This window comes from Massilia agilis, assembly GCF_024756255.1.
Taxonomy (GTDB): domain Bacteria; phylum Pseudomonadota; class Gammaproteobacteria; order Burkholderiales; family Burkholderiaceae_D; genus Telluria; species Telluria agilis.
Map to the genome: position 1 here is coordinate 1 of NZ_JANUHB010000003.1, position 20,391 is coordinate 20,391.

Sequence of the window (20,391 nt, forward strand, 5' to 3'; positions counted from 1 at the left end):
TCTCGAGCCCACGCTGTTGCACGTGCCGCGTGAAACCCGCGTGGGCTCGGGAGCCCCACCCTACAAAGTCACGCCGGTGGCAGAGGCGGGTTTGTGGTGGACTTCACCTCGCGCAGCACGAACGAGGTGTAGATCTCCTTGATGCCCGGCAGGCTGTTGATGTTCGCCTCGGCGAACTTGCCGTACGCGGCCAGGTCCTCGGCCACCACCACCAGCTGGTGGTCGTAGCGGCCCGAGATGCGGTGGCAGGCCAGCACCTGCGGAATGCCCATCACCGAGTCCTCGAACGCCTGCAGGCTCTGCGCGCTCTTCAGATCGAGCGAAATGTACACGAACGCCATCACCTGGTAGCCCAGCCGCTCGGGATCGATGCGCGCCTGGTAGCCGGTGATGACGCCTTCCTCTTCCAGCCGCTTGACGCGCCGCCAGCATGGCGAGGTGGTGAGCGACACCCGCTCGGCCAGCTCCGCGCTCGACAGCCGCGCATCTTCCTGCAGGGCCTCCAGGATTTTGCGATCGACCCGGTCCAATTTCACTCTTGGTGCATTCATCGCGTCTTTATCGAATTGGCGAAACGTTCATTGCATACATACGCGTATTTCTCATACAAATGTAGCAAAAATTTGCCGAGATGCATCGATATAATCGTCCGTTGTTGCCAGAAACGAACACTTTGTTCTTTTACCCACCAGCTAAGGAGCTGCAGTAGATGTCGTACCCCACCCTTAAAATCAAGAAATCCGTCATTGCCGTGTCAGCCGCCCTGGCGCCCATGCTGGTGGTATCGGGCCACGCTTTCGGCCAGGCGCAGGACGCGGACACGTCCAAGGTCCAGCGCGTGATCGTGACCGGCTCGTCGATCAAGCGCATCGATGGCGAGACCGCGCTGCCGGTCCAGGTGATGAAGCGTGAGGAAATCGAACGCACCGGCGCGACCTCGACCGAGGAACTGGTCAAGTCGCTGAGCTCGCTCTCGAGCGCCGGCTCCTCGACCACCGTGGCCAACGCCTCCGGTTACGGTGGCGGCAGCATCGCCACCGTGTCGCTGCGCGGCATGGGCAGCGCACGCACGCTGGTGCTGGTCAACGGCCGCCGCGTGGCGGTATATGGCGGCGGCTCGGCCGGCTCGGCCGGCTCGTCGGTGGACGTGAACAGCATTCCGCTGTCGGCCATCGAGCGCGTCGAGGTGCTCAAGGACGGCGCCTCGGCCGTGTACGGCTCGGACGCGATTGCCGGCGTGGTCAACTTCATCCTGCGCAAGGACTACCAGGGCGTCGAGGGCACCGCCAACTACGGCCAGACCAGCGACCACAAGGCGCGCGACCGCAAGGCCACCATCTTCGCCGGCTACGGCAGCATGGCCGAGCAGGGCTGGAACGTGACCGGCAGCGTGACGGTCCAGAACACCGACCCGCTGATGGGCATCGACCGCGACTATGCGCGCCGCCTGAACGCGGACCAGAAGAACGACATCACCTCGTCGATCGCCTTCCCGGCCAACGTGGTGCTGAACAACAAGGGCACGCTGGGCAACCCGGCGCTGCCGAACTGCGGCCCGGTGTCGGTGCTGTCGCCGTTCAACACCAGCCGCTGCAGCTACGACAACAGCCCGTTCGTGTCGCTGCAGCCGCACTTCGAGAAGGCCAGCCTGATGGCCAACGGCCGCCTGCGCCTGTCGGGCGAGACCGAAGCCTACTTCGAGTCCGGCTATACCAAGAACAAGATCACCTCGACCACGCAGCACGTTCCGCTCGCGTACAACTCGATCACCACCGCGACCAACCCCTACGTGCCGGCCTGGAACGCCCTGATCGCGCAGTATCCGGGCATGACCTCCAAGTACCCGGCCCTGGGCCGTGGCGGCTTTGTGCTGATCCCGAGCAGCCCGTACTACCCGGCGTCGTTCGCCGCCGCCAACGGCCTGACCGGCCTGCCGCTGCTGCTGAACTACCGCGACGTGGCCAACGGCCAGCGCAACACGCTGGACGTGTCGGAAAACGCGCGCTTTGTCGCTGGCGTGCGCGGCAGCTACGCGGGCTGGGATGTGGACTCGGCCTTCCTGTACAGCCAGAGCAAGGTGCATGAAGAGCTGTTGTCCGGCTACGCGCAGTACTCGAAGGTGCTGCCGATCTTCAATAGCGGCGTCATCAACCCGTTCGGCGCGACCACCGACCAATCGGCCATCGACGCGGTGCGCAACGCTGAATTCCGCGGCACCAGCTACGCCTCCAAGACCTCGACCACCTCGGTGGACCTGAAAGGTTCGCGCGAGATCTTCAACCTGCCGGCCGGCGCCGTTGGCCTGGCACTGGGCGCCGAACTGCGCCGCGAGAAGTTCGAATACAACCCGTCGGTGGCGATCCAGACCGGCGACATCGCAGGCCTGGGCGGCAACGCGTTCCCGGTCACCGGCGCGCGCAACGTCTCGTCGGTGTACGCCGAGACCAGCATCCCCATCCTGAAGAAACTGGATGGCGACGTTGCCGTTCGCTACGACAACTACCAGGGCGTGGGCCACACGGTGAACCCGAAGGCGTCGATCCGCTGGCAGCCGACCGAAACCCTGCTGCTGCGCTCGGCCGTTGGCAAAGGCTTCCGCGCACCGTCGCTGACCGACCTGTACACCCCGCAGGCAACCAGCATCACCGGCAACGGCACCCGCGACTACCTGCGCTGCCCGAACCTGGCCACCGGCGCCCCGCGTGACTGCAACAACCAGTTCACCACCGTCACCGGCGGCAACCCCAACCTGAAGCCGGAGAAATCGACCTCGATCACCGCCGGCATCATGTGGGAGCCGGTCAAGAACGCCTCGATCGCACTGGACGCCTTCCGCATCAACCTGAAGGATGCGATCGTGGTGGGCGGCCTGTCGTCGACCTACTTCATGGCCAACGCGGCGCGTGAGCAGCTGTACGCCAAGTTCATCAACCGCGGCGCACCGGACGGCAATGCCTCGGGCCTGGGTCCGATCGAGTCGATCACCCAGACCAACGCCAACCTGTTCAAGACCCAGGTGGCAGGCGTGGACCTGGACGCGATGTACCGCCTGCGCTTTGGCGACGGCAACCGCCTGAACTTCCGCCTGTCGGGCACCTACATGGCCAAGTACGACGTGCAGGGTCCGGACGGCAACTACACCAGCTCGCTGGACCAGGCGCTGTCGGCCTCGGGCGGCGTGGTGCTGCGCTGGAAGCATAACGCCAGCGCAACCTGGGAAAACGGTCCGTACGCAGTGACCCTGCTGCAGAACTACCAGAAGGGCTACACCGACGTGCTGGCCAACCTGATGCCGACCGGCTCCACGCCGCGCAAGGTTGACGCGTATGCCACCTACGACATGCAGCTGGCCTACACCGGCATCAAGAACACCAAGCTGTCGCTGGGTGTGAAGAACCTGTTCGACCGCGATCCGCCGTACACCAACCTGACCTCGAACTTCCTCGGTGGTTACGACGTCAGCTACGGCGATCCGCGCGGCCGCTACATCTACGTCACGGCGAGCTACGCCTACAAGTAACGCGGCCCCTCCCGCGCCGGCCCGGCATGCGCAAGCCTGCCGGGCTTTTTCTTTGGGTGTTCGTGGTGTGCGTGGTGTTCGTGGTGTGCGTAGGGTGGGCAGGGAGAGGCTGGGCAATGCCCAGCCGAGCGCCCACGCGTTCAAGCGGCGCCCGCACTGACTGAACGCGTGGGCGGGAGACCCGCCCACCCTACGCCCCCCGGAACTCGCGCCGGTAGGCCGACGGCGTCGTGTCCAAGCTCTCAGCAAAACGCAGCCGCAACGACAGCGCGCTGCCAAAGCCGGCCTGCTGCGCCACCTGCTCGATCGCCAGATCCGTGGTCTCCAACAAGCGCTGCGCCAACGCGATGCGCTGCCCATTGATCCACGCGTTGTAGCTGGTCCCGGTACGCTCGCGAAAGCGCCGCGTGAAGGTGCGCCGGCTCATCGCCGCCCGCTGCGCCAGCTGGTCGATCCCCGGTGCGTCGTCCAGGTGGCCGATCGCCCATTCCATTGCCTCGCCAAGCCGGTCGCCACGCGCCGCGCGCGGCAGCGGCTGCTCGATGAACTGCGCCTGCCCGCCCTGCCGGTGCGGCGACACCACCAGCCGCCGCGCGACGCGGTTGGCCAGCTCCGGCCCGACCTGCGCGCGCAGCAGGTGCAGGCAGCAGTCCAGGCTGGCGGCGGTGCCGGCGGAGGTCACCAGGTTGCCGTCCTCGACATACAGCACGCCCGGGTCCAGCGCCACCTTGGGAAAGGCCTCGGCAAACGCGCGCGCCCAGCGCCAGTGCGTGGTGGCCCGGCGCCCGTCGAGCAGCCCCGCCTGCGCCAGCACGAACGCGCCCAGGCACAGGCCAACCACGGTGGCGCCACGCGCGTGCGCGGCGCGCAGCGCCTCGAGCAGGGCCGGCGGCGCCGGTTCCAGCGGATCGCGCCACGAGGGCACGATCACCGTGTGCGCGTCGGCCAGGCGTTCCAGTCCATGCGCCACGGCGATCGAAAAGCCGGCCGTGGTGGGCAGCATGCCGGGCGTGTCCGCGCACACCAGCACGTCTGGCCGGGGAATGCCGTCCTCGCGCCGATCTTCCCCGAAGACGAGGCAGGGCACGGACAGGTGGAACGGGCTGATGCCCGCGAAGGCCGCAATGGCCACCCGCTGCGGCGCGGTGTTGGATGTGTTTTTCATATTGGCCCGATTTTAACGAAAGCAGGCTCGCGGGCCAATGGCCGGCCAGCCCGCCCGGCGCAACAATGACGGTCACGACAACCGGAGAACCGCATGCAAACCGCAAAAATCTTCGCCTTCGCCGCCGCCCTGCTATTGAGCGCCTGCGCGGCGGCCCAGTCCAGCAACTTAACCATTGAAAGGAAAACGACCATGAACAAACCGCACCGCGCGCTGATCGTCATCGATGTGCAGAACGAATACGTGACCGGCGGCCTGCCGATCGAATACCCCGGCGTCGATGGTTCGCTCGCCAACATCGGCAGGGCCATGGACGCGGCACGCGCGGCCAAGGTGCCGGTGGTCGTGGTGCAGAACACGGCGCCGGCTGGCGCGCCGATCTTCGACAAGGGTTCGCATGGCTGGGCGTTGCACGAGGTAGTGGCGAGCCGTCCACGCGAGCACTTCATCGAAAAACGCCTGCCGAGCGCGTTCACCGGCACCGACCTGGCAGCCTGGATCCGCCAGCACGGCATCGACACGCTCACCGTCGTCGGCTACATGACCCATAACTGCGTGGCCTCGACCGTGTTCGAGGCTTTGCATGCCGGCCTGGCCGTGGAGGTGCTCGATGATGCGACCGGCTCGGTCCCCTACGCCAACCGCGCCGGCGCCGCGAGCGCGCGCCAGATCCACGACACCTTCATGGTCGTGTTCCAGTCGCGCTTTGCGGCGGTGCTGCCGACCGCGGAATGGATCGGCGTGCTCGCCACCGGCGCGGCCCCGGAACGCGATACGATCTACGGCTCGAACCAGCGCGCCCGCTCGGCCAAACCGGGCGCTGCGCTTTGACGGCGGCGCGGTAGAATCGCCGTGCGCCGGCGATTCTAGGAGAAAACAATGCTCAGCTATCAGATACTTCCTGGTGAAAACATCGACGGGCTGCGCTGCGTCGATCTGCCCGACCGGTCCCTGGGCACCGGCGAAGTGCGCGTGAAGATGCACGCGGTGGCGCTGAACTACCGCGACCTGATGGTTGCGAGCGGCAATTACCTGGTCAACGTGGACGACCCGATCATCCCATGCTCCGATGGCGCCGGCGAAGTGGTGGAGGTGGGCCACGGCGTGACGCGCGTGAAGCCGGGCGACCGCGTCGTCGCGTCGTTCTTCCCCTGCTGGCACGACGGCATCACCTCGCAGGACAAGATCAAGCACGCGCTGGGCGGCGACGTGGACGGCATGCTGGCGCAGCAGGTGCTGCTCGACCAGGAAGCGCTGGTCAAGATTCCGCCGCACATGGAGTACGTGGACGCGGCGACGCTGCCGTGCGCCGGCGTGACTGCCTGGAACGCGATTTTCGTCTCCAGCAACCGGCCCAGGCCGGGCGACACGGTGCTGCTGCTGGGCACCGGCGGCGTGTCCGTGCTGGGCCTGCAGATGGCGTGCGCCGCCGGCATGCGCACCATCATCACCTCATCCAGCGACGAAAAGCTGCGACGTGCGCACGAGCTGGGCGCGCACCACACCATCAACTACCGCACCGTGCCCGAGTGGCACGAGGAAGTGCTGCGCGTGACCAACGGCAGCGGCGCCAACGTCGTGCTGGAGGTGGGCGGCAAGGGCACGATCAACCGCTCGCTGTCGGCCGCGAGCATGGCCGGCACGGTGGCGATCATCGGCGGCGTGAGCGGCTTTGGCGGCGAGGTCAATCCGGCGGCGCTGCTGTCGGGCGCCAAGCGCATGGTCGGCATTTTCGTGGGCAGCCGCGCCATGCTCGAGGATGTGGTGCGCTTCGTGGACGCGGCGCGCATCGAACCGGTGGTGGACCGCGTGTTCCCGTTCCACCAGGCGCAGGAAGCCTATCGCTACATGGAATCGGGCTCGCACTTCGGCAAGGTGGTGATCGCGGTCAGCTAAGCCCAGAGATCATTTTGTATTGACTAGTGAGCACTTCCCACTTTCTTGATAGTTATCGCCTTCGGCCCCTTCTTCCCTGGGACAGTCGAAAAGGTCACTCTATCACCCACATCAACCTTGGCGTCCCCTTCCGCGAGGTCGTTGTAGAAAAAGAAAACGTCGCGACCCTTGCTTCTGCGAATAAAACCATAACCTTTTAGGGCGAAATATTCGTTAACGACACCCTCTTCAACAATTGCTTCCATTTTTTAGCTCCAATACTCTTTTATCGTAGGTAAAAAAGCATGTTTTTCCGCGAGCTCTCGCCTTAGTGACTTAGCAAGACGCGTTTCCGTCCTTGCCAATATGCCAAGTGAATAATGCGCACGGTTTACCCGCTCTATAAAGCCAATACGCTTTGATGACGCAGTTGGTTTTGCGCACAGTGTTTTAATCTCCTTGATGAGGAGATTTTTGTCGTGTTCATCGAAAACAGGAAGAATATTATGCAACCTCTTCCGCAAATCAAGTGCTTCTGCGTGCTTAAGTCTGGTCAGCTTGGCCACCTTTCCTGAAACCATGTTCCAGAATTTGTGATATTCCTGAGAGCAGCGGTCGGTATCGAATTTCTTCTCGCATACGTAGACCAATTGCCGGACGTACCGCCGCTCGTGTCGCCGTAGCTTTGGGACCCCATGTGCGACCCATACACCGGTTACGTGTAAATTTGCGATCCCGTGATCGCGATGGCTGACCCTCGTTTTCTTATTGTTTAGCTTGAGACCATATTTAGTGCACATGGCCGCGATTTCCTTGATCGGGGAGACAAGGTCGGCCATCGCGACCGACGACGAAAGCGTAATGTCGTCCAAAAGCCGAGAATAGCGCCATCCGTTTTTTCTCAATTTTTGTACAAGTTTGTACTCGTCCGCGTAAAATACCAAATTGGCAAGGTAAGAGGAACAGCAGCCCCCTTGAGGAACCCGTCCATTCAGCGTGGTTAGATCAGCGAGGAGATTAGAAACCCCAGGTTCAAACGCGAATAAGTTTTGGAACACGTCGACAACTAAATCCCTCTTAATGTTGGGGTAAAAGTTTTTTATGTCGAGGTTCACTAATACTTGGGGTTTGGCGTGGATGCCGGAATTGTTGATATAATCCCGGCTATTTTTCTTGTCTTTGATTCCGCCTTGTAGATATATCGGATACTGGACGTGTTCGAGGAAGCGAGAGTTTATTTTCTTCTGCAGCTTCTTAAGCTCATGCTTTGGCTCACAAACCGTGCGGCTAGAAGCCGGGTCGCTCTTCTTCGGAATCGCAAACGAGGTGTAAGAGCTTTCAACCTTCGACGCAATATCCACAAGCAAATCGCGATGTACGTCTAACGCCTTTGCGAGCGACTCGATCGAGCCGATACCGGGATTGGGATAAAACGGTTTATCCATGAAGGGATGAAATGCAAAGTACTAGGGGTCAGTTACAGCCAATGGTCCAGCACTACTGCGCTGAACCGTACAACCGCTGCAACCAAGGAGATAACAGCCAAATACATGGTCAGTTTCTTACCTTTGTCCATTCCAACTTGCTTATCAGTTTCACCCAGACCGCTCTGGATGTCTTGATTGCTCTTCTTCTCAAACGAGAACGTCAGTTTGTAACGCGTGCTGCTCATGGTACTTCTCCTTTCGCTGGTGGTAAATGCCAGACCAAGCTGAGGGAGAGTGGGGATATTTTGGATCAGAATGGACAGACCCCTTAGTACTAACGCCAGACAACGGTCGCTAATTAGCAGTCGATGTCAGCGGCGCGCCGTTGACGTTCCGCGAACGCGGAACAACGGGCAGCGTGCCGGTCAAGACCCTCTCGGGTCGCCTCGTACGAAGCTTCGATTCCCCAAATGACGGAAATAAAGAGCAAAAGCAAACAGGCGAAGTACACCTGCCGAACGGAACTTTAGCTCAAAGTTTTCCATCCGACAAGATACCAAAAGAAATATTTTGGTTTTGATGAACTAGGACAATAAGGGGGAGAAATCTCTAGTTCCGGATCTGCACGAGCTCGATCTCGAACAGCTTGGGCCACAGCTTGCCGGTCACGAACAGGCGGTGGTGCTTGGCGTCGTACGCGATGCCGTTCAGCACCGCGTCCATCGAATCGGTGCCGCGCTGCGCCGGCGGCAGCAGGTTGGTCAGGTCGATCCAGCCGACCACGTTGCCGGTGGTGGGGTCGATGCGAGCGATGATGTCGGTGCCCCAGACGTTGGCGTAGATCTGGCCGTCCACCACTTCAAGCTCGTTGAGCCGGTTGACCGGCTTGCCCTCGGCCGTCACCTGGATGCGGCGCACTTCTTCCAGCGACTTGGGATCGAGCACGCGGATCGCGTTGCTGCCATCGCTCATGTACAGGCGCTGCGCGTCGCTGGCCAGGCCCCAGCCTTCGCCGGCGTAGTTGAAGCGGCGCTTCAGGCCGAAGGTCTTCTGGTCGTACACGAAGCCCACGTGCGAGGTCCAGGTCAGGCTGACGATCTCGTTGCCGACGGCCGCCGATCCTTCGCCAAAGAATTCGCTGGCCAGCTCCTTCTTCTGCAGCACCTTGCCCGTGTTAAGTTCCACCTTGCGCAGCGTGGAGCGGCCCTGCAGGCCGGTGGTCTCGTACAGGTGGCCGTCCTTGAAGAACAGGCCCTGCGTGAAGGCCTGCGGGTCGTGTGGATAAGTGTTCTTGACCACGAAACCGTACACGGGAATGGCCGCCTGCGCGGCACTGCATGCCAGCAGCGCGGCGCCAAGGGCCAGGCTAGCGATCTTCTTCAACGTATTCTCCTGTTCGAAAGCGGCGCGGGGACGTTAGCCCGGCACGCCAGCCGAAACGCTATCACATCGGCGCTGTACGCGGTGTAAAGACCGGTCAAGGCCGGCGCGGGAACGTGCGCCGGGGCGCGGCCAGCGGCCGCACGATCGCGCCCAGCCCATCGTAAGCGCGCGGGGGGACCGCAATGGCGGCAGGGCGCCCGAGGTCCGCCAGCACCTCCTGCGCGGCCGTAAAGCCGGACTTGACCGCGCCTTCCATGGAACAGGGCAGGTGGGTACGCGTCCAGTCGCCGGCCAGGTACAGCCCGTGCACGGGCGTGCGCGCGGCCGGGCGCAGGCGCTCGAAGCCGACGATCGGGCAGGGAATCGCCATCGGGATGTGGTGCACGGCCGAATGGACCACGCGCGCCGCTGCGGCCTGCGGCGCGATCTCGGCCAGCTCGCGCACCGTGGCCTGGACGATCTGCTGGTCGCTCATGCCCTTGGCGCGGTGGCTGTAGATGATGTTGCTGGCCGTGATGGTCGGGCGTCCTTGCCAGCCGTGGCGTATTTGCGTCAGGTCGTAATAATCGTAGTTGAGCCGCGCGGGCGTGCACAGGTGCGATGCAAAGCGCGGCATGTCGATGTGGCGGTCGAACCAGAGGTACACCGATACGTAGGGGCTGGGCTCGATGGTGGCAAGGATCTCGAACGCGCTGTCGCCGCGCCAGTGGTCCGGCAGCAGGGGCCCGAGCGCCTGCGGGGGCACGGCGCACACCACGCGGCCAGCAGGCAGCTCGGCGCCATCCGCCAGGCGCACGCCCTGCATGGCGCTTTGGCCGAGCAGCAGCGTGGCCGGCCTGCCCACCAGCACGCGCCCGCCCGCAGTCTCGATCGCGCGCACGGCCTGGCTCGCGTACAGCTCGCACAAGCCGACGCTGGCAAAGCCGAAGTGCAGGCCGCGGTAACTGCTCAATTGGGCGTGGATGCGCATCAGCGACGCCGCGGAGGAGCGGTCGAGCGGCACGTTGGTCACAACCATGGCGGCAAAGCGCCACCACCAGTCGATCATGCGTGGGCTGACGCCCTCGCGGCGCAGGAAATCGTAGGCGGAGATCCTGTCGAGCTCGTCGATTTCTTCCTCGCCAAAACGCATCACGTGCAGGGACAGGCGCGACATTGACATGAGGTCCGCCAGCGACAGCCCGGGCGCCCCGACCATCGACGGCATCAGGCTCAAGGGCGGCGGCAGGGGGCCATGGCGCAGGTGCACCGGCGCCGGTTTGCAGGCAATCGTCAGTAGCGGATCGCGCTGCCAGCACACCAGGCGGCTGGTGCCCAGGCGCTCCAGCAGGGCGAGCATGTTGCGGTATTCGGAGTGCAAAACGTGGGGGCCGATGTCGACCGTGTCGCCGGTGGCGGCGTCGGTCCAGCTGGCGGCGCGGCCGCCCAGGCGCTCGCCGCCCTCCACCACGGTGACGCGCACACCGCGGTCGGCCAGCGCCACGGCGCACGCAAGGCCGGCAAGGCCACCTCCGATGACCACGATGTCGCTCACGTCTTCGCTTTCGTCAAGGCGCCAGCGGCGCGGTCGTGAACGGGCGCTGGCGGCCCGCGCGAAAGCAATCTTCGGTCACGCCGGCGCGTGCATCGGTGCGCACGCGCACGCTGCCACGGTCGCCGTGGCGTCAGCGCAGCGCGCCGCTGCTCAGGTCGATTTCCTTGAGCACCATGCGGCTCTGGGTGTCCTGCACGTGGCCGCTGGCGCGCAGCGATTCCATCACGCGCACGAAGTGCTCCTGGTCCTTGCAGGCCACGCGCAGCAGGTAGTCGTGGCTGCCGGTGAGCAAGGTGGCCGAGACGATGCCGGGGATCGAACGAAGCATCGCCTCGAAGTCGAGCGCACTCACGCCCGGCTTGAGCTTGACGTCGGCCAGCGCCTGGAAACCCATGCCCAGGGCCGCCATGTTGACGGCGGCATGAAAGCCGACCAGCACGCCCTCGGCCACCAGCCGCCTGACCCGATCGGCTACGGCGTTGGCGCTGAGAAACACGCGCTCGCCCAGCTCCTTGTAGCTGAGCCGGGCGTCCTTGGCGAGCAATTCGACAATTTCTCGGTCAATCCGGTCCATGGCTGCGTTTTTCGCTGTAAATACCCGATGTTAGCACGCAGATCAGGAGAAACGGATGTGCCCGGTTTGATAGCATCAGGTTGTTATTGTCTTTACTGCAACCATGAAAGCACGCACCGTACTCTTTGCCGGCCTGTGCGCCGCCGCGCCCGCATGGGCTGCCGACCCGTTTGGAAACCTGCTCAAACAGAGTGTCAACAGCGCGCTCCAGCAGGCGGCCAACCGGGCCATCAACCCTTCCACCGCGCCCGCGGCCCCTGCAGCGCCAGTTGCCCGGCCCGACAGCCAGCCGCAAACGCAGGGCGGCGCCGAGCTGCGACAGGCAGCGCAGCCCGTGGCCAGCGGCATGCCCTACAAGGCTGGCACCTACAAGTTCGACTACGACTTGCCGTTCTACGCGGATTACATCGCCAATTACTGGCGCGATCCCAACGCCTCCACCCGCGGCGACACGCCGTCGGAAGATGCGCCCGGTGTCGTGGTCACCAAGCTGGTGTTCACCGGCAACCAGAAGGAGCCCGGCGTGCCCGAAATGCGGCGCAAGCTGGAAGCCTTGTTCCCGATGGTGCTGGCGCATCCCGCGCTGAAAGATATCCGCGGCTCGAGCCTGACGGTGGGCGGCAGCTTTGGCAACGAGCTGGGCCAGCAAATCGACCCGGTCGTGGTCGGCCGGCTGTCCATCGGCGCCGAGCCGATCCACCTGGACAACCCCAAGACCATCCGGCTCAAGGACGGCACCTATGCCACCTACATGCACGACCGCCTGCCGCTGGAGATCTCGGTGAACGATACCCGCGTGCTGGAAGGGCGCAGCCCGATCGGCACGTGGAACGGCATGACCGTGGTCTCGCGCGGCGGCGGCTACATGCTGGTCATCCCCAATACCGACCGGCCGCTCTACCTGGCCCAGGGCAGCGGCAGGAGCACCATGTACACCGTCAACCCGCAGCTGATCGATGCCAGCCGGCCCAAGTCCGACATCCAGTTCATGACGGTCTATGCCGGTGCCCCTTCGCACATCTCGTCGGCGATTGCGCACGGCAAGGAAAAGCCGACCAGCGCGATCGGCAGGCTGCTCGGGACGGAATTCACCATGGACTGGCCCGCAGTGTTGAAAGAAATCAACAACAAATAGAAACCCCGAAAGTACGGGATGAAAACAGAATATACGGTTTATAAGGTATAAAATATTTATACTGAATAAACCGTATAAACCTGTGTGTTCATGCTGGATTTTTAAGCGCGGAAAGTTCGCCCATTTTTCCCGGCCAGACAGCCGTTTTTTACCGCTTTTCCACCCTATCCGCATGCTCGTTTTTCCCTTGCGCCATTAGCCCTCGGAAAACACCCGCCTAACATTGATCCCGGCCAATTGGCTGCCAAAGCACGATTGGAAACGCTGGTTGATCGGCGTACAGTGGCTCGTCATTCGCATTCGACCAACCACCGATCGCCATGAACGCCCACACCTTCCACGCCACCAATCCGTTCAACGTGTACGCGCTCAAGCAAATGGACCGCATGCGCCAGGCGCGCGGCAAAATGCTTGACCGCCTCGGCTACGGCCCGCAGGAGACCCCGTACACCGTGCTGCACACCGAGCCCGGCCTCATCCTGCGCAAGTACGACCAGGCCAATGCCGACGCGCCCGCCGTGCTGCTGGTGCCGGCGCCCATCAAGAAGGCCTACATCTGGGACCTGCTGCCGCAGGTGAGCGTGGTGCGGCGCTGGATGGAGCACGGCTACAAGGTGTACATGGCCGAATGGACGCCCGACACCGGCCCCAACTATGGGCTCGAGGATTACGGCGACCGCTTGCTGTCGGCCTGCAGGCAGGCCATCGAAGAGGACAGCGGGGAGGAGCAAGTCACGGTGGCCGGCCACTCGCTGGGCGGCATCCTGGCGGCGATTTTCGGCTGCACCAACGCCGACGCGGTGCGCGCCGTGGTGCTGCTGGAGTCCCCGCTGCACTTCCGGCACGACCTGGGCTGCTTCGCCAACCTGGTCCACACCACGCCGGACGCGCGCCCGATCGCGCAGGCGTTCAGCGAAGTGCCGGGCGTGTTCCTCAACATCGTCAGCGCCATGGCCGCGCCGCACGCCTTCCAGATGGAACGGCTGATCGACCGCGCCATGTGCATGGGCAACCCGGAGGCCCTCGGCACCCACATGCGCGTCGAGCGCTGGACCCACGACGAATTTCCGCTGCCGGGCAAGCTGTTCACGGAGGTGGTGGAGTCCCTGTACCGCCACGACGAACTCATGCGCGGCAAGCTCAGGGTGGGCGAGCGCGAGATCGGGCCGCAGGACCTGAAGGCGCCGCTGCTGACCGTGGCCGACCCGCGCAGCGCCGTGATCCCGCTGCATTCGATGCAGGCGTTTTACGACGCGGCCGCAAGCGAGCACAAGCAGATGCTGCACTACGAGGGCGACATCGGCGTAAACCTGCAGCACGTTGGCGTGCTGGTGGGCAAGAGCGCGCACCAGCGGCTGTGGCCGGCCATCTTCGACTGGCTCAATTCAGTCGAATAAACGAACGGCTGTCGTCCCGGCGAACGCCGGGACCCATGCCGAGCCAGCAGTACCGCGCACGGTACGGGCAGCCGCGATCAGCTGCCAATCAACACCACCGTGTAGCCACCCACCACCGTGCCGTTCATACGCTGCCGCACACGCAGCACGGCCGCCTCGCCACGCTTGATGTCCGCAATGCTGGCGTGGAACGGGATGGCTTGCGGATCGCAGCCACGGCGCACCTTTTCCACCCGCTGCAGCAAGCCCTGGCGCAGCTCGAATGGCAGCGCCGCCAGCTGCTGCAGGCGGCTTTCCGCCACCACCGCGGGCGACAGGCCGTAGCTGACCGGATTGGCAGGCAGTTGCAGCCCGGGATCGGCACGGCCGGTGTACAGCTTGAGCCACTGCATCGCGTCCGGCGCGTCGAGCACCGCCTCCACCTCCGCATTGCCGGGCTGGCCAACATAGCCCAGCTGCAGGGCCAGGTCGATCGCCGCCGGGGACGCCGAAGGCACCACCGCAATGTTGCGCTGGGCGACATGGCGGTCGGCCGCGGCCGAGAACTGGTCCGGGGGGACCGCATCGAGCATCGGTTCGTGCACGCGCACCACCAGGCACTCGTGGCCGCCGTTGACCACGCTTGGCACCCAGGTTTCCGGGCACTTGACGATGGCGTGGCAGCCGTGGCTCAGGTAGCGCCCGCTCGGGCCATCCACTTCGCGCCATTCGGTGGCGTTGTTGAAGCGGTTGCCCAGATCGACCCAGGTCGCGCCGATGAAGTTGGCGTCCGCCCGCGAGATCCCGAGCGAGGGATTGAACCAGTAGAACTCGACCCGCACGCGGTAGGCGGGCGCCTTGCCCAGGTTCCAGACGTGCGCGTACAAGGTGTTGGGCCCGTTGGCGCGCGCCACGCCGCCGGTGCTGGCTGGCTGCAGCGGCGCAGTCGATGCCTCCTGGCCGGGCACGACGTAGATGTCGGGCGACTCCCAGAACACGTCGTTCAGCGGCCGGGCGCCGCTGTCGCCGGCGTTGGCACGCACGAACAGGAAGGGCAGGAACTCGTCCTTGCGCGGCCCGAAGGTCGGCCCGTCGCGCAGGATGCCGCCCAGCTGGCCGCGGAACCACGGGATCTCGCCGGCGCTGCCCAGCGGCGGCCGGCCGACCGTTTCGGGCCGCTGGGGCGCCGTCTTCACCTTCGGCGGCGGCTCCTGCTGCGGCAGCTCCACGGTGCCCGGGAACGGGCAGTGCTCGGGCGGCGGGCAGGTCGGCTGGCGCGACGGGCCGCAGCCATGGGCATCGCAGCAACGGTCGCATGGCTGGTGCGCGTGGCCGCCCTGGTCGTGGCAGCTGCAGCGGCAGGGGTGGGCTTTGCCTGGCGTTTTCATGCTGTCCCCTTGTCGGTATCGGGTTGAACCACAGGCTGCGCGGGTTTGCGTTTGGCGCGCGCAAGGGACGCCTGGATCCCGGCCAACCCGATCACACCGCCGCAGCCGGGGTCGGGCAGGCCCAGGCCGGTCCAGTGCAGCTGCAAGGGCAGGTTCGGGTTGTAGAGCGCGTCATACGGCGGGTCGGCCTGCGACGGCCAGGTGCACGGCGGCTGGAACTTGTAGCCTTCGGGATCTTCCACGCCCTCCGCATTGGCGTTGCGGTTCCAGTCCCAGCAATGGTAGCCGTAGCCGCGGTCGGCATCGAGGTTCCAGTCCACCAGCGGCACCGGCGTACCCTGCGGCTGCGGGTTGGTGCGCGATTCGAGCCAGATCAGGTAGCTGGAAAAGCCGACCGCATCGCCCAGGTGCCGGTTGGCGCGCAGCAGCGGCCCGACCGCGTTGACTGCGTCCTGGTCGGGCGCGGTTTCCAGCCGGTCGCGGATGTCGGCATCGGTCGGCGTGTTCTGGAACAGCACGTCCGGGTTGGCGCGGCGCGGGTAGGGGCCGGACCAACTGGCCGGCAGTTCGCCTTTCTGGTCGAACGGGTACTTCCACGGATGCTTGTATTCGTCCTTGGGGTGCAGGCGCGGGAAGCTGGGGTCGCGGAACGGCCGCTGGTCGAGCGCAATCGGCTCGAAGCCCGGGAAGATGTTGCCCACATCGTCGAGCGCGCTGCGGAAGGCCTGCGCGTCCGGAATGCCGACGGCCACCAGCCCGATCGCGATCTCGTCCTTCATCGGCACCAGGTAGCCGGACATGACCAGCACGGCGCGGAAGTTCTTCAGCAGGTGGAACAGCGGCAGCTCCAGCGCGTAATACAGGCCCAGGCGCAGCGGATAGGTGACGAGGTCGGCCAGGATCGCCCACGGCAGCGTGGCCAGGTAGATCGCCACCTCGACAATGTAGGCCAGCACCTTGATGACCGACAAGATGAAGTCCAGCACATCGTCCCACCAGCTGCCGTCGTCGCTGCCGCTGCCCGGCGCACCCTCCTGCGGGTCGCTCATGGTCGGGAACTGCAGGTTGGGGAACACCTCGGGCGGCTCGGGCGGTTCGTGCGCAAAGCCGTCCACCGTGGTCAGCTTGAGGAACTGGTACAGCAAGCGGTAGGTTTCGGCGATCAGCTGGGCGTTGGGCTTGCCGTCGTCGTCGCGCAGGATGCGTGGGTGCTTGCCTTCCTTGTAGTACACCGCCGTGATGGTGTTGTAGAGCAGATCGCCGATCGGGTCGGCCAGCTCGGAATCGAGATCGAGCAGGCGGCGCCGCGTCCAGTTCTCGCGCAGCGTGCCGCCGGTGGGGTAGGCCGGGCGCGGCACGGCGGACTGGTCGTCCTCGTTGAAGGCAATGTCGTAATAAAGCGCCGACTCGGTCAGTTGCGGGTACTGGTCGCCGTGGCGCGGGCCAGTCTGGTCGCGCAGGTAGCGGAACGCGTCCATGTGGTTTTCGACCAGGTGGTGGCGTTGCCAGTGCAGCCGGAACGGGCCGCCCGAGATGGCGTTCACCAGTGCGTGGCCGGTGACGTCGGTCGCCACGTGGGTCATGTAGCCCAGCGCGTATGCGCGCGCCCGGTCGCGCTGGTCCCCGTCTTCGAAGGTGCCGGCCTGGTTCCACAGCTCGCGGCCGAACTGGCCGGTCTGGCGGTAGTGCAGCATGTCCGACCACAGGAAGGCCTGTTCGTCGAAGCCCTTGTTCAGGCCCAGCGAAAAGTACTCGAAGATGTCGCCCTGCTGGGTCACGAAGTCTTCCAGTGCCGTGATCAGGATGCCGGACAGCTCGCCCGCGATGTCGCCCACGATCTCGGACAGGCCCCCCGTCAGGCGGCTCATCTCCTCGGCGGTGTCCTCCGAGATCGGCCCCAGGTAGCGCTCGTACTTGCTGATGTAGGGGTCGATCGCGTCGTAGATCTTCTGCAGGTAGTGCGACACGTTGACCAGCACGCTGGACAGCGGCAGCGGCCCCTGGTCGCGAAAGTCGGGCAGGAAGAAGAACAGGTCCGGCCCGATCGCGCCAAGGCTGGCGAAATTGGGGTGGCGCTGCATCAAGCGCGCCAGTTCCGCGGTGTCCGCGCCAACCCACTGCGGGTCGATGCGCTCGCTGCGCACCGGCGTGAACTTGCCACGGCTAAGGGCCAGCGCGGTGGCGCGCATGGCATTCAGGTGAATGTAGGGTCCCGGCATGGCGCCTCCGACAATGGCGAGCAGTTGTGCTCGCTCCATTGCTCACGATAAGCGCGGGAACTGATGGGTGTTTGATTTATGTCAATACATCGGCGGGTGGGGTGAACTTTCGAGGCTGCGCTGTGACGCTGCAGTGCCCACGTCAGCGACCGGGTTCCAATCGCCCTTGCATATCGCAGAGACACCGAGTTGATATTCCTCAACGTCTGTTCAATATCCGGTCTGCAACTCCACCGATCACGCTAGCATGCGCTCTCGTAGACGTGGGCACAGCTTGATTATCACTGGGGAGGGAGAGGAATGGCTACCGGAACTGGCTCGATAGCATCATGGTTACACCCGACAATCGTCATGGCTTTCGCAACAGTCGTGACCGGCTGCGGCGGCGGGGAGCGTGCAGCGGTAACGGCCGGCACACCCCAACTGAAATCGCTACTGGTCGCCTGCGACCAGGCGAGCAGTCAACGGTACCAGCTGACCCTGCTCGATTCGCTGGGCGGTCGAGGTGATTGGGCGAACGCGATCAATAATGACGGGCAGGTGGCAGGAGCGTCGAGCACCCCCGATGGCAGTGGCTGGCACGCGGTGGTGTGGAATGGCACAGCCCTGACGGACCTTGGCGCCGCCGGCGTGGGCAACAGCATCGCCTATGACATCAACGAGGCAGGGCAGGTCGTTGGCCTGCAGGACACGGCTTTCGGCTGGAGCGCGATACGCTGGTTCCAGGGCGGCGCCACCTATCTCCAAACCCAGCCGGGCGGGACCAGTTTTGCATCCGGCATCAATAACGCGGGCCTGATTGTCGGGGAGAGCGAACCGACCATGAACAGCCTGTCCCACGCCAGCGTCTGGAAGAACGGCGAGCTGGCGACGATGAGCACGGTGGGCGGAACGGGCCTGGGAGTTGCCATGAGGATCAACGACGCAGGAGAAATCGTCGGCAAATCCGCAAATGCCAAGGGCGAGGAGCGCCCGACCTTATGGAAAAACGGCAGCCCGGTCGACCTCGGCACCTTGGGTGGACCGAACGGAACCGCCGGCGCGATCAATAGCCGCGGACAAATTGTCGGCGCCAGCGACGCGGTGTATGGGAGTGGCTTTGCGATCCGTGCAACACTCTGGGATGGCGGCAAGGTGACCGAACTGGCCACGCTGGGCGGGCCGTTCAGTGCGGCTAACGCGATCAACAATTCCGGCCAGATCGTCGGGTGGAGCGCCGACGCCGGCGAGCACTACTACCCGGTCGTCTGGCGCAGTGCCAGCGCAGCGCCAGTGGCCATCAGTTCGCTGGTCGATGTTCCCGCCGGCTTGCAGGTCAAAGAACTAACCGCCATCAATGACCGCGGACAGATCGCCGGATCAGCGATGCAGGGCGGAACGACTCGCGCAATCGTGTTGACGCCCACCGGTTGCAATTGAGCCAGCGAGGGAGCCCAGCCACTGGCTGATGGTCTCGGCCAGCAGTTCAGGCTGCTCCAGCGGGAGCATGTGGCCGGAATGCGCAATCGTCTTCAAGGTTGAATGGGGGATCGCTGCGGCCAGCTCTTGCGCTTCCTCGGCGCTTCGCAGCGGGTCGTCGGCAGCGGCAATGACCAGGGTGGGGCAAGTCAGTGTGGCTGCGGCAATCCCGCCTCGGTCAAGATTCGACTGCACCACCATCGCCTGGTAGCCAAGGCGATTGCCCATTTCCCTGATCCGGGCAACCAGTTCCTTGTCGCCCCGGCGGTCCGGGTGAAGCGAATGGGCAATCGAGTGCATGCTCAACCCGCGGAAGGTGGCCGGGTTCAGGGCTGCGATCACGTCCTGCCTGGCCTTGGCGCGCTCCTCGCTGTCGACCCGCAACGAGGTGGCAATCAAGACCAGCGCCACCACGCGCTCCGGGAACAATTCCGCCACTTTGCGGGCAATGTAGCCGCCAAGCGAAAAGCCGATCAGGACGAAGCGCTCGGGCGCGGCGTGCGCCACCCCGGCCGCGATCTCCTCGGTGGTGGCGCCGGGCGCAAGCGGCAGGCAACAGATGGGGGCGTCGTACCGGAGCCGGCTGAGGACATCGTCCCACAAGGACTGATCCAGCATGAAACCCGGGAGCAGAACCAGCGGGAATGTCGAATCAGCCACCGCGGGCTTGTCGGCGCAAGACGACATGCGTCGCCTTCTCCGACCCTACACATTGCACGCATTGGTATCCCAGGGCCGGCAAGTCGATCCCTTCGAACAGCGGTTCGCCCCGGCCAAGCAGGATCGGCGCGATGGCAATGTGCAGTTCATCGATCAGGCCCTCGCGCAGATACTGGCGGATTGTGTTCGCGCCACCGCCGATCCTTACGTCCTTGCCGGCGGCGGCTTCGCGTGCACGGTCGAGCGCCTCGCGAATACCGCCTGTGACGAAATGGAAGGTCGTACCGCCTTCCATCTCGATGGGGGGACGAGCATAGTGGGTCAGGACAAAGGTGGGAACATGATACGGCGGATTGTCCCCCCACCAGCCTTTCCAGTTCTTGTCCGGCCAGTCCCCGCGATTGGGGTCGAACATGTTCCTGCCAAGGATCCAGGCTCCCATGTTCTCGAACCCACGGGCGGCGAACTCATCGTCCACCCCGGTCGTACCGCCGTCCTTGCCGAACAGGGTGCGTTGGAACGTGCGTGTGGTGACCAGCCATTGGTGCAAATCTCTCCCGCCCACGCCGAGCGGGTTGTTGATGTCCTGATTGGGTCCCGCCCCATAGCCGTCGAGCGAGACGGTAAAGCCCTCAACGCGAACTCGTGTCATCGTTTGCCTCCAGTTAGACGCCTGA

18 protein-coding genes are annotated in these 20,391 nt (G+C 64.4%); 6 read left to right on the forward strand and 12 right to left on the reverse strand.

Annotation, left to right across the window (positions count from 1 at the left end; translation table 11 throughout):
- Positions 1 to 68: 68 nt before the first annotated feature.
- On the reverse strand, positions 69 to 536 hold the full coding sequence (locus tag NX774_RS13605; RefSeq protein WP_370660434.1) for an Lrp/AsnC family transcriptional regulator: 468 nt from the start codon (positions 534 to 536) through the stop codon (positions 69 to 71).
- A 173-nt stretch (positions 537 to 709) separates the two neighbouring features.
- On the opposite strand from NX774_RS13605, the gene NX774_RS13610 reads away from it, so the two are divergent.
- Entirely contained in the window at positions 710 to 3,520 is a 2,811-nt protein-coding gene (locus NX774_RS13610) for a TonB-dependent receptor (RefSeq protein WP_258822773.1), read from the forward strand.
- Positions 3,521 to 3,710: 190 nt separating this feature from the next.
- Here the strand turns inward: NX774_RS13610 and NX774_RS13615 are convergent, their stop codons facing one another.
- A complete protein-coding gene (locus tag NX774_RS13615) occupies positions 3,711 to 4,685 on the reverse strand; it encodes a GlxA family transcriptional regulator (RefSeq protein WP_258822774.1) in 975 nt (324 codons plus the stop codon).
- Positions 4,686 to 4,877: 192 nt separating this feature from the next.
- Between NX774_RS13615 and NX774_RS13620 the strand changes: the two genes are divergently transcribed.
- A complete protein-coding gene (locus NX774_RS13620) occupies positions 4,878 to 5,516 on the forward strand; it encodes a cysteine hydrolase family protein (protein ID WP_258822775.1) in 639 nt (212 codons plus the stop codon).
- Positions 5,517 to 5,564: 48 nt separating this feature from the next.
- Positions 5,565 to 6,581, forward strand: coding sequence for a zinc-dependent alcohol dehydrogenase family protein (locus tag NX774_RS13625; RefSeq protein WP_258822776.1), 1,017 nt, complete (start codon positions 5,565 to 5,567; stop codon positions 6,579 to 6,581).
- Positions 6,582 to 6,604: 23 nt separating this feature from the next.
- Here NX774_RS13625 and NX774_RS13630 read toward each other — a convergent pair whose 3' ends face one another.
- From NX774_RS13630 to NX774_RS13655, 6 genes are all read right to left on the reverse strand, one after another.
- Positions 6,605 to 6,826: a retron Se72 family effector protein gene (locus NX774_RS13630; RefSeq protein WP_258822777.1), complete on the reverse strand. Its 222-nt coding sequence runs from the start codon at positions 6,824 to 6,826 to the stop codon at positions 6,605 to 6,607.
- Between the two features lie 3 nt (positions 6,827 to 6,829).
- Positions 6,830 to 8,005 carry a reverse transcriptase family protein gene (locus NX774_RS13635; RefSeq protein WP_258822778.1) on the reverse strand — a complete coding sequence of 392 codons (1,176 nt, stop codon included), beginning with the start codon at positions 8,003 to 8,005 and terminating at the stop codon, positions 6,830 to 6,832.
- A gap of 32 nt (positions 8,006 to 8,037) precedes the next feature.
- Positions 8,038 to 8,232, reverse strand: a complete 195-nt coding sequence (locus NX774_RS13640) for a hypothetical protein (protein WP_258822779.1) — start codon at positions 8,230 to 8,232, stop codon at positions 8,038 to 8,040.
- Positions 8,233 to 8,596: 364 nt separating this feature from the next.
- Positions 8,597 to 9,370, reverse strand: a complete 774-nt coding sequence (locus NX774_RS13645; RefSeq protein WP_258822780.1) for a glutaminyl-peptide cyclotransferase — start codon at positions 9,368 to 9,370, stop codon at positions 8,597 to 8,599.
- 94 nt (positions 9,371 to 9,464) lie between these two features.
- On the reverse strand, positions 9,465 to 10,904 hold the full coding sequence (hpnE, locus tag NX774_RS13650) for a hydroxysqualene dehydroxylase HpnE (RefSeq protein ID WP_258822781.1): 1,440 nt from the start codon (positions 10,902 to 10,904) through the stop codon (positions 9,465 to 9,467).
- Positions 10,905 to 11,034: 130 nt separating this feature from the next.
- Complete coding sequence (locus NX774_RS13655; RefSeq protein ID WP_258822782.1) at positions 11,035 to 11,478, reverse strand: Lrp/AsnC family transcriptional regulator; 444 nt, start codon at positions 11,476 to 11,478, stop codon at positions 11,035 to 11,037.
- A gap of 103 nt (positions 11,479 to 11,581) precedes the next feature.
- On the opposite strand from NX774_RS13655, the gene NX774_RS13660 reads away from it, so the two are divergent.
- Both NX774_RS13660 and NX774_RS13665 read left to right on the forward strand, forming a co-directional pair.
- Positions 11,582 to 12,613, forward strand: coding sequence for a hypothetical protein (locus NX774_RS13660; protein WP_258822783.1), 1,032 nt, complete (start codon positions 11,582 to 11,584; stop codon positions 12,611 to 12,613).
- A 320-nt stretch (positions 12,614 to 12,933) separates the two neighbouring features.
- Entirely contained in the window at positions 12,934 to 14,010 is a 1,077-nt protein-coding gene (locus NX774_RS13665) for an alpha/beta fold hydrolase (RefSeq protein WP_258822784.1), read from the forward strand.
- A 77-nt stretch (positions 14,011 to 14,087) separates the two neighbouring features.
- Here NX774_RS13665 and NX774_RS13670 read toward each other — a convergent pair whose 3' ends face one another.
- Together NX774_RS13670 and NX774_RS13675 are read right to left on the reverse strand one after the other, a co-directional pair.
- A complete protein-coding gene (locus NX774_RS13670) occupies positions 14,088 to 15,377 on the reverse strand; it encodes a hypothetical protein (RefSeq protein ID WP_258822785.1) in 1,290 nt (429 codons plus the stop codon).
- On the reverse strand, positions 15,374 to 17,596 hold the full coding sequence (locus tag NX774_RS13675; protein WP_258822786.1) for a zinc dependent phospholipase C family protein: 2,223 nt from the start codon (positions 17,594 to 17,596) through the stop codon (positions 15,374 to 15,376). Before NX774_RS13675 ends, NX774_RS13670 begins: the two co-directional genes overlap by 4 nt.
- A 351-nt stretch (positions 17,597 to 17,947) precedes the next feature.
- Here NX774_RS13675 and NX774_RS13680 point away from each other — a divergent pair, with 351 nt between their 5' ends.
- Entirely contained in the window at positions 17,948 to 19,015 is a 1,068-nt protein-coding gene (locus NX774_RS13680) for a hypothetical protein (RefSeq protein WP_258822787.1), read from the forward strand.
- Here NX774_RS13680 and NX774_RS13685 read toward each other — a convergent pair.
- Together NX774_RS13685 and NX774_RS13690 are read right to left on the reverse strand one after the other, a co-directional pair.
- The gene (locus NX774_RS13685) at positions 18,956 to 19,741 is read right to left on the reverse strand and encodes an alpha/beta fold hydrolase (RefSeq protein WP_258822788.1); all 786 of its coding nucleotides are present in this window, start codon (positions 19,739 to 19,741) and stop codon (positions 18,956 to 18,958) included. The two genes, NX774_RS13680 and NX774_RS13685, sit on opposite strands and share 60 nt — an antisense overlap.
- Entirely contained in the window at positions 19,707 to 20,366 is a 660-nt protein-coding gene (locus NX774_RS13690) for a dihydrofolate reductase family protein (RefSeq protein ID WP_258822789.1), read from the reverse strand. Before NX774_RS13690 ends, NX774_RS13685 begins: the two co-directional genes overlap by 35 nt.
- Positions 20,367 to 20,391 lie beyond the last annotated feature (25 nt).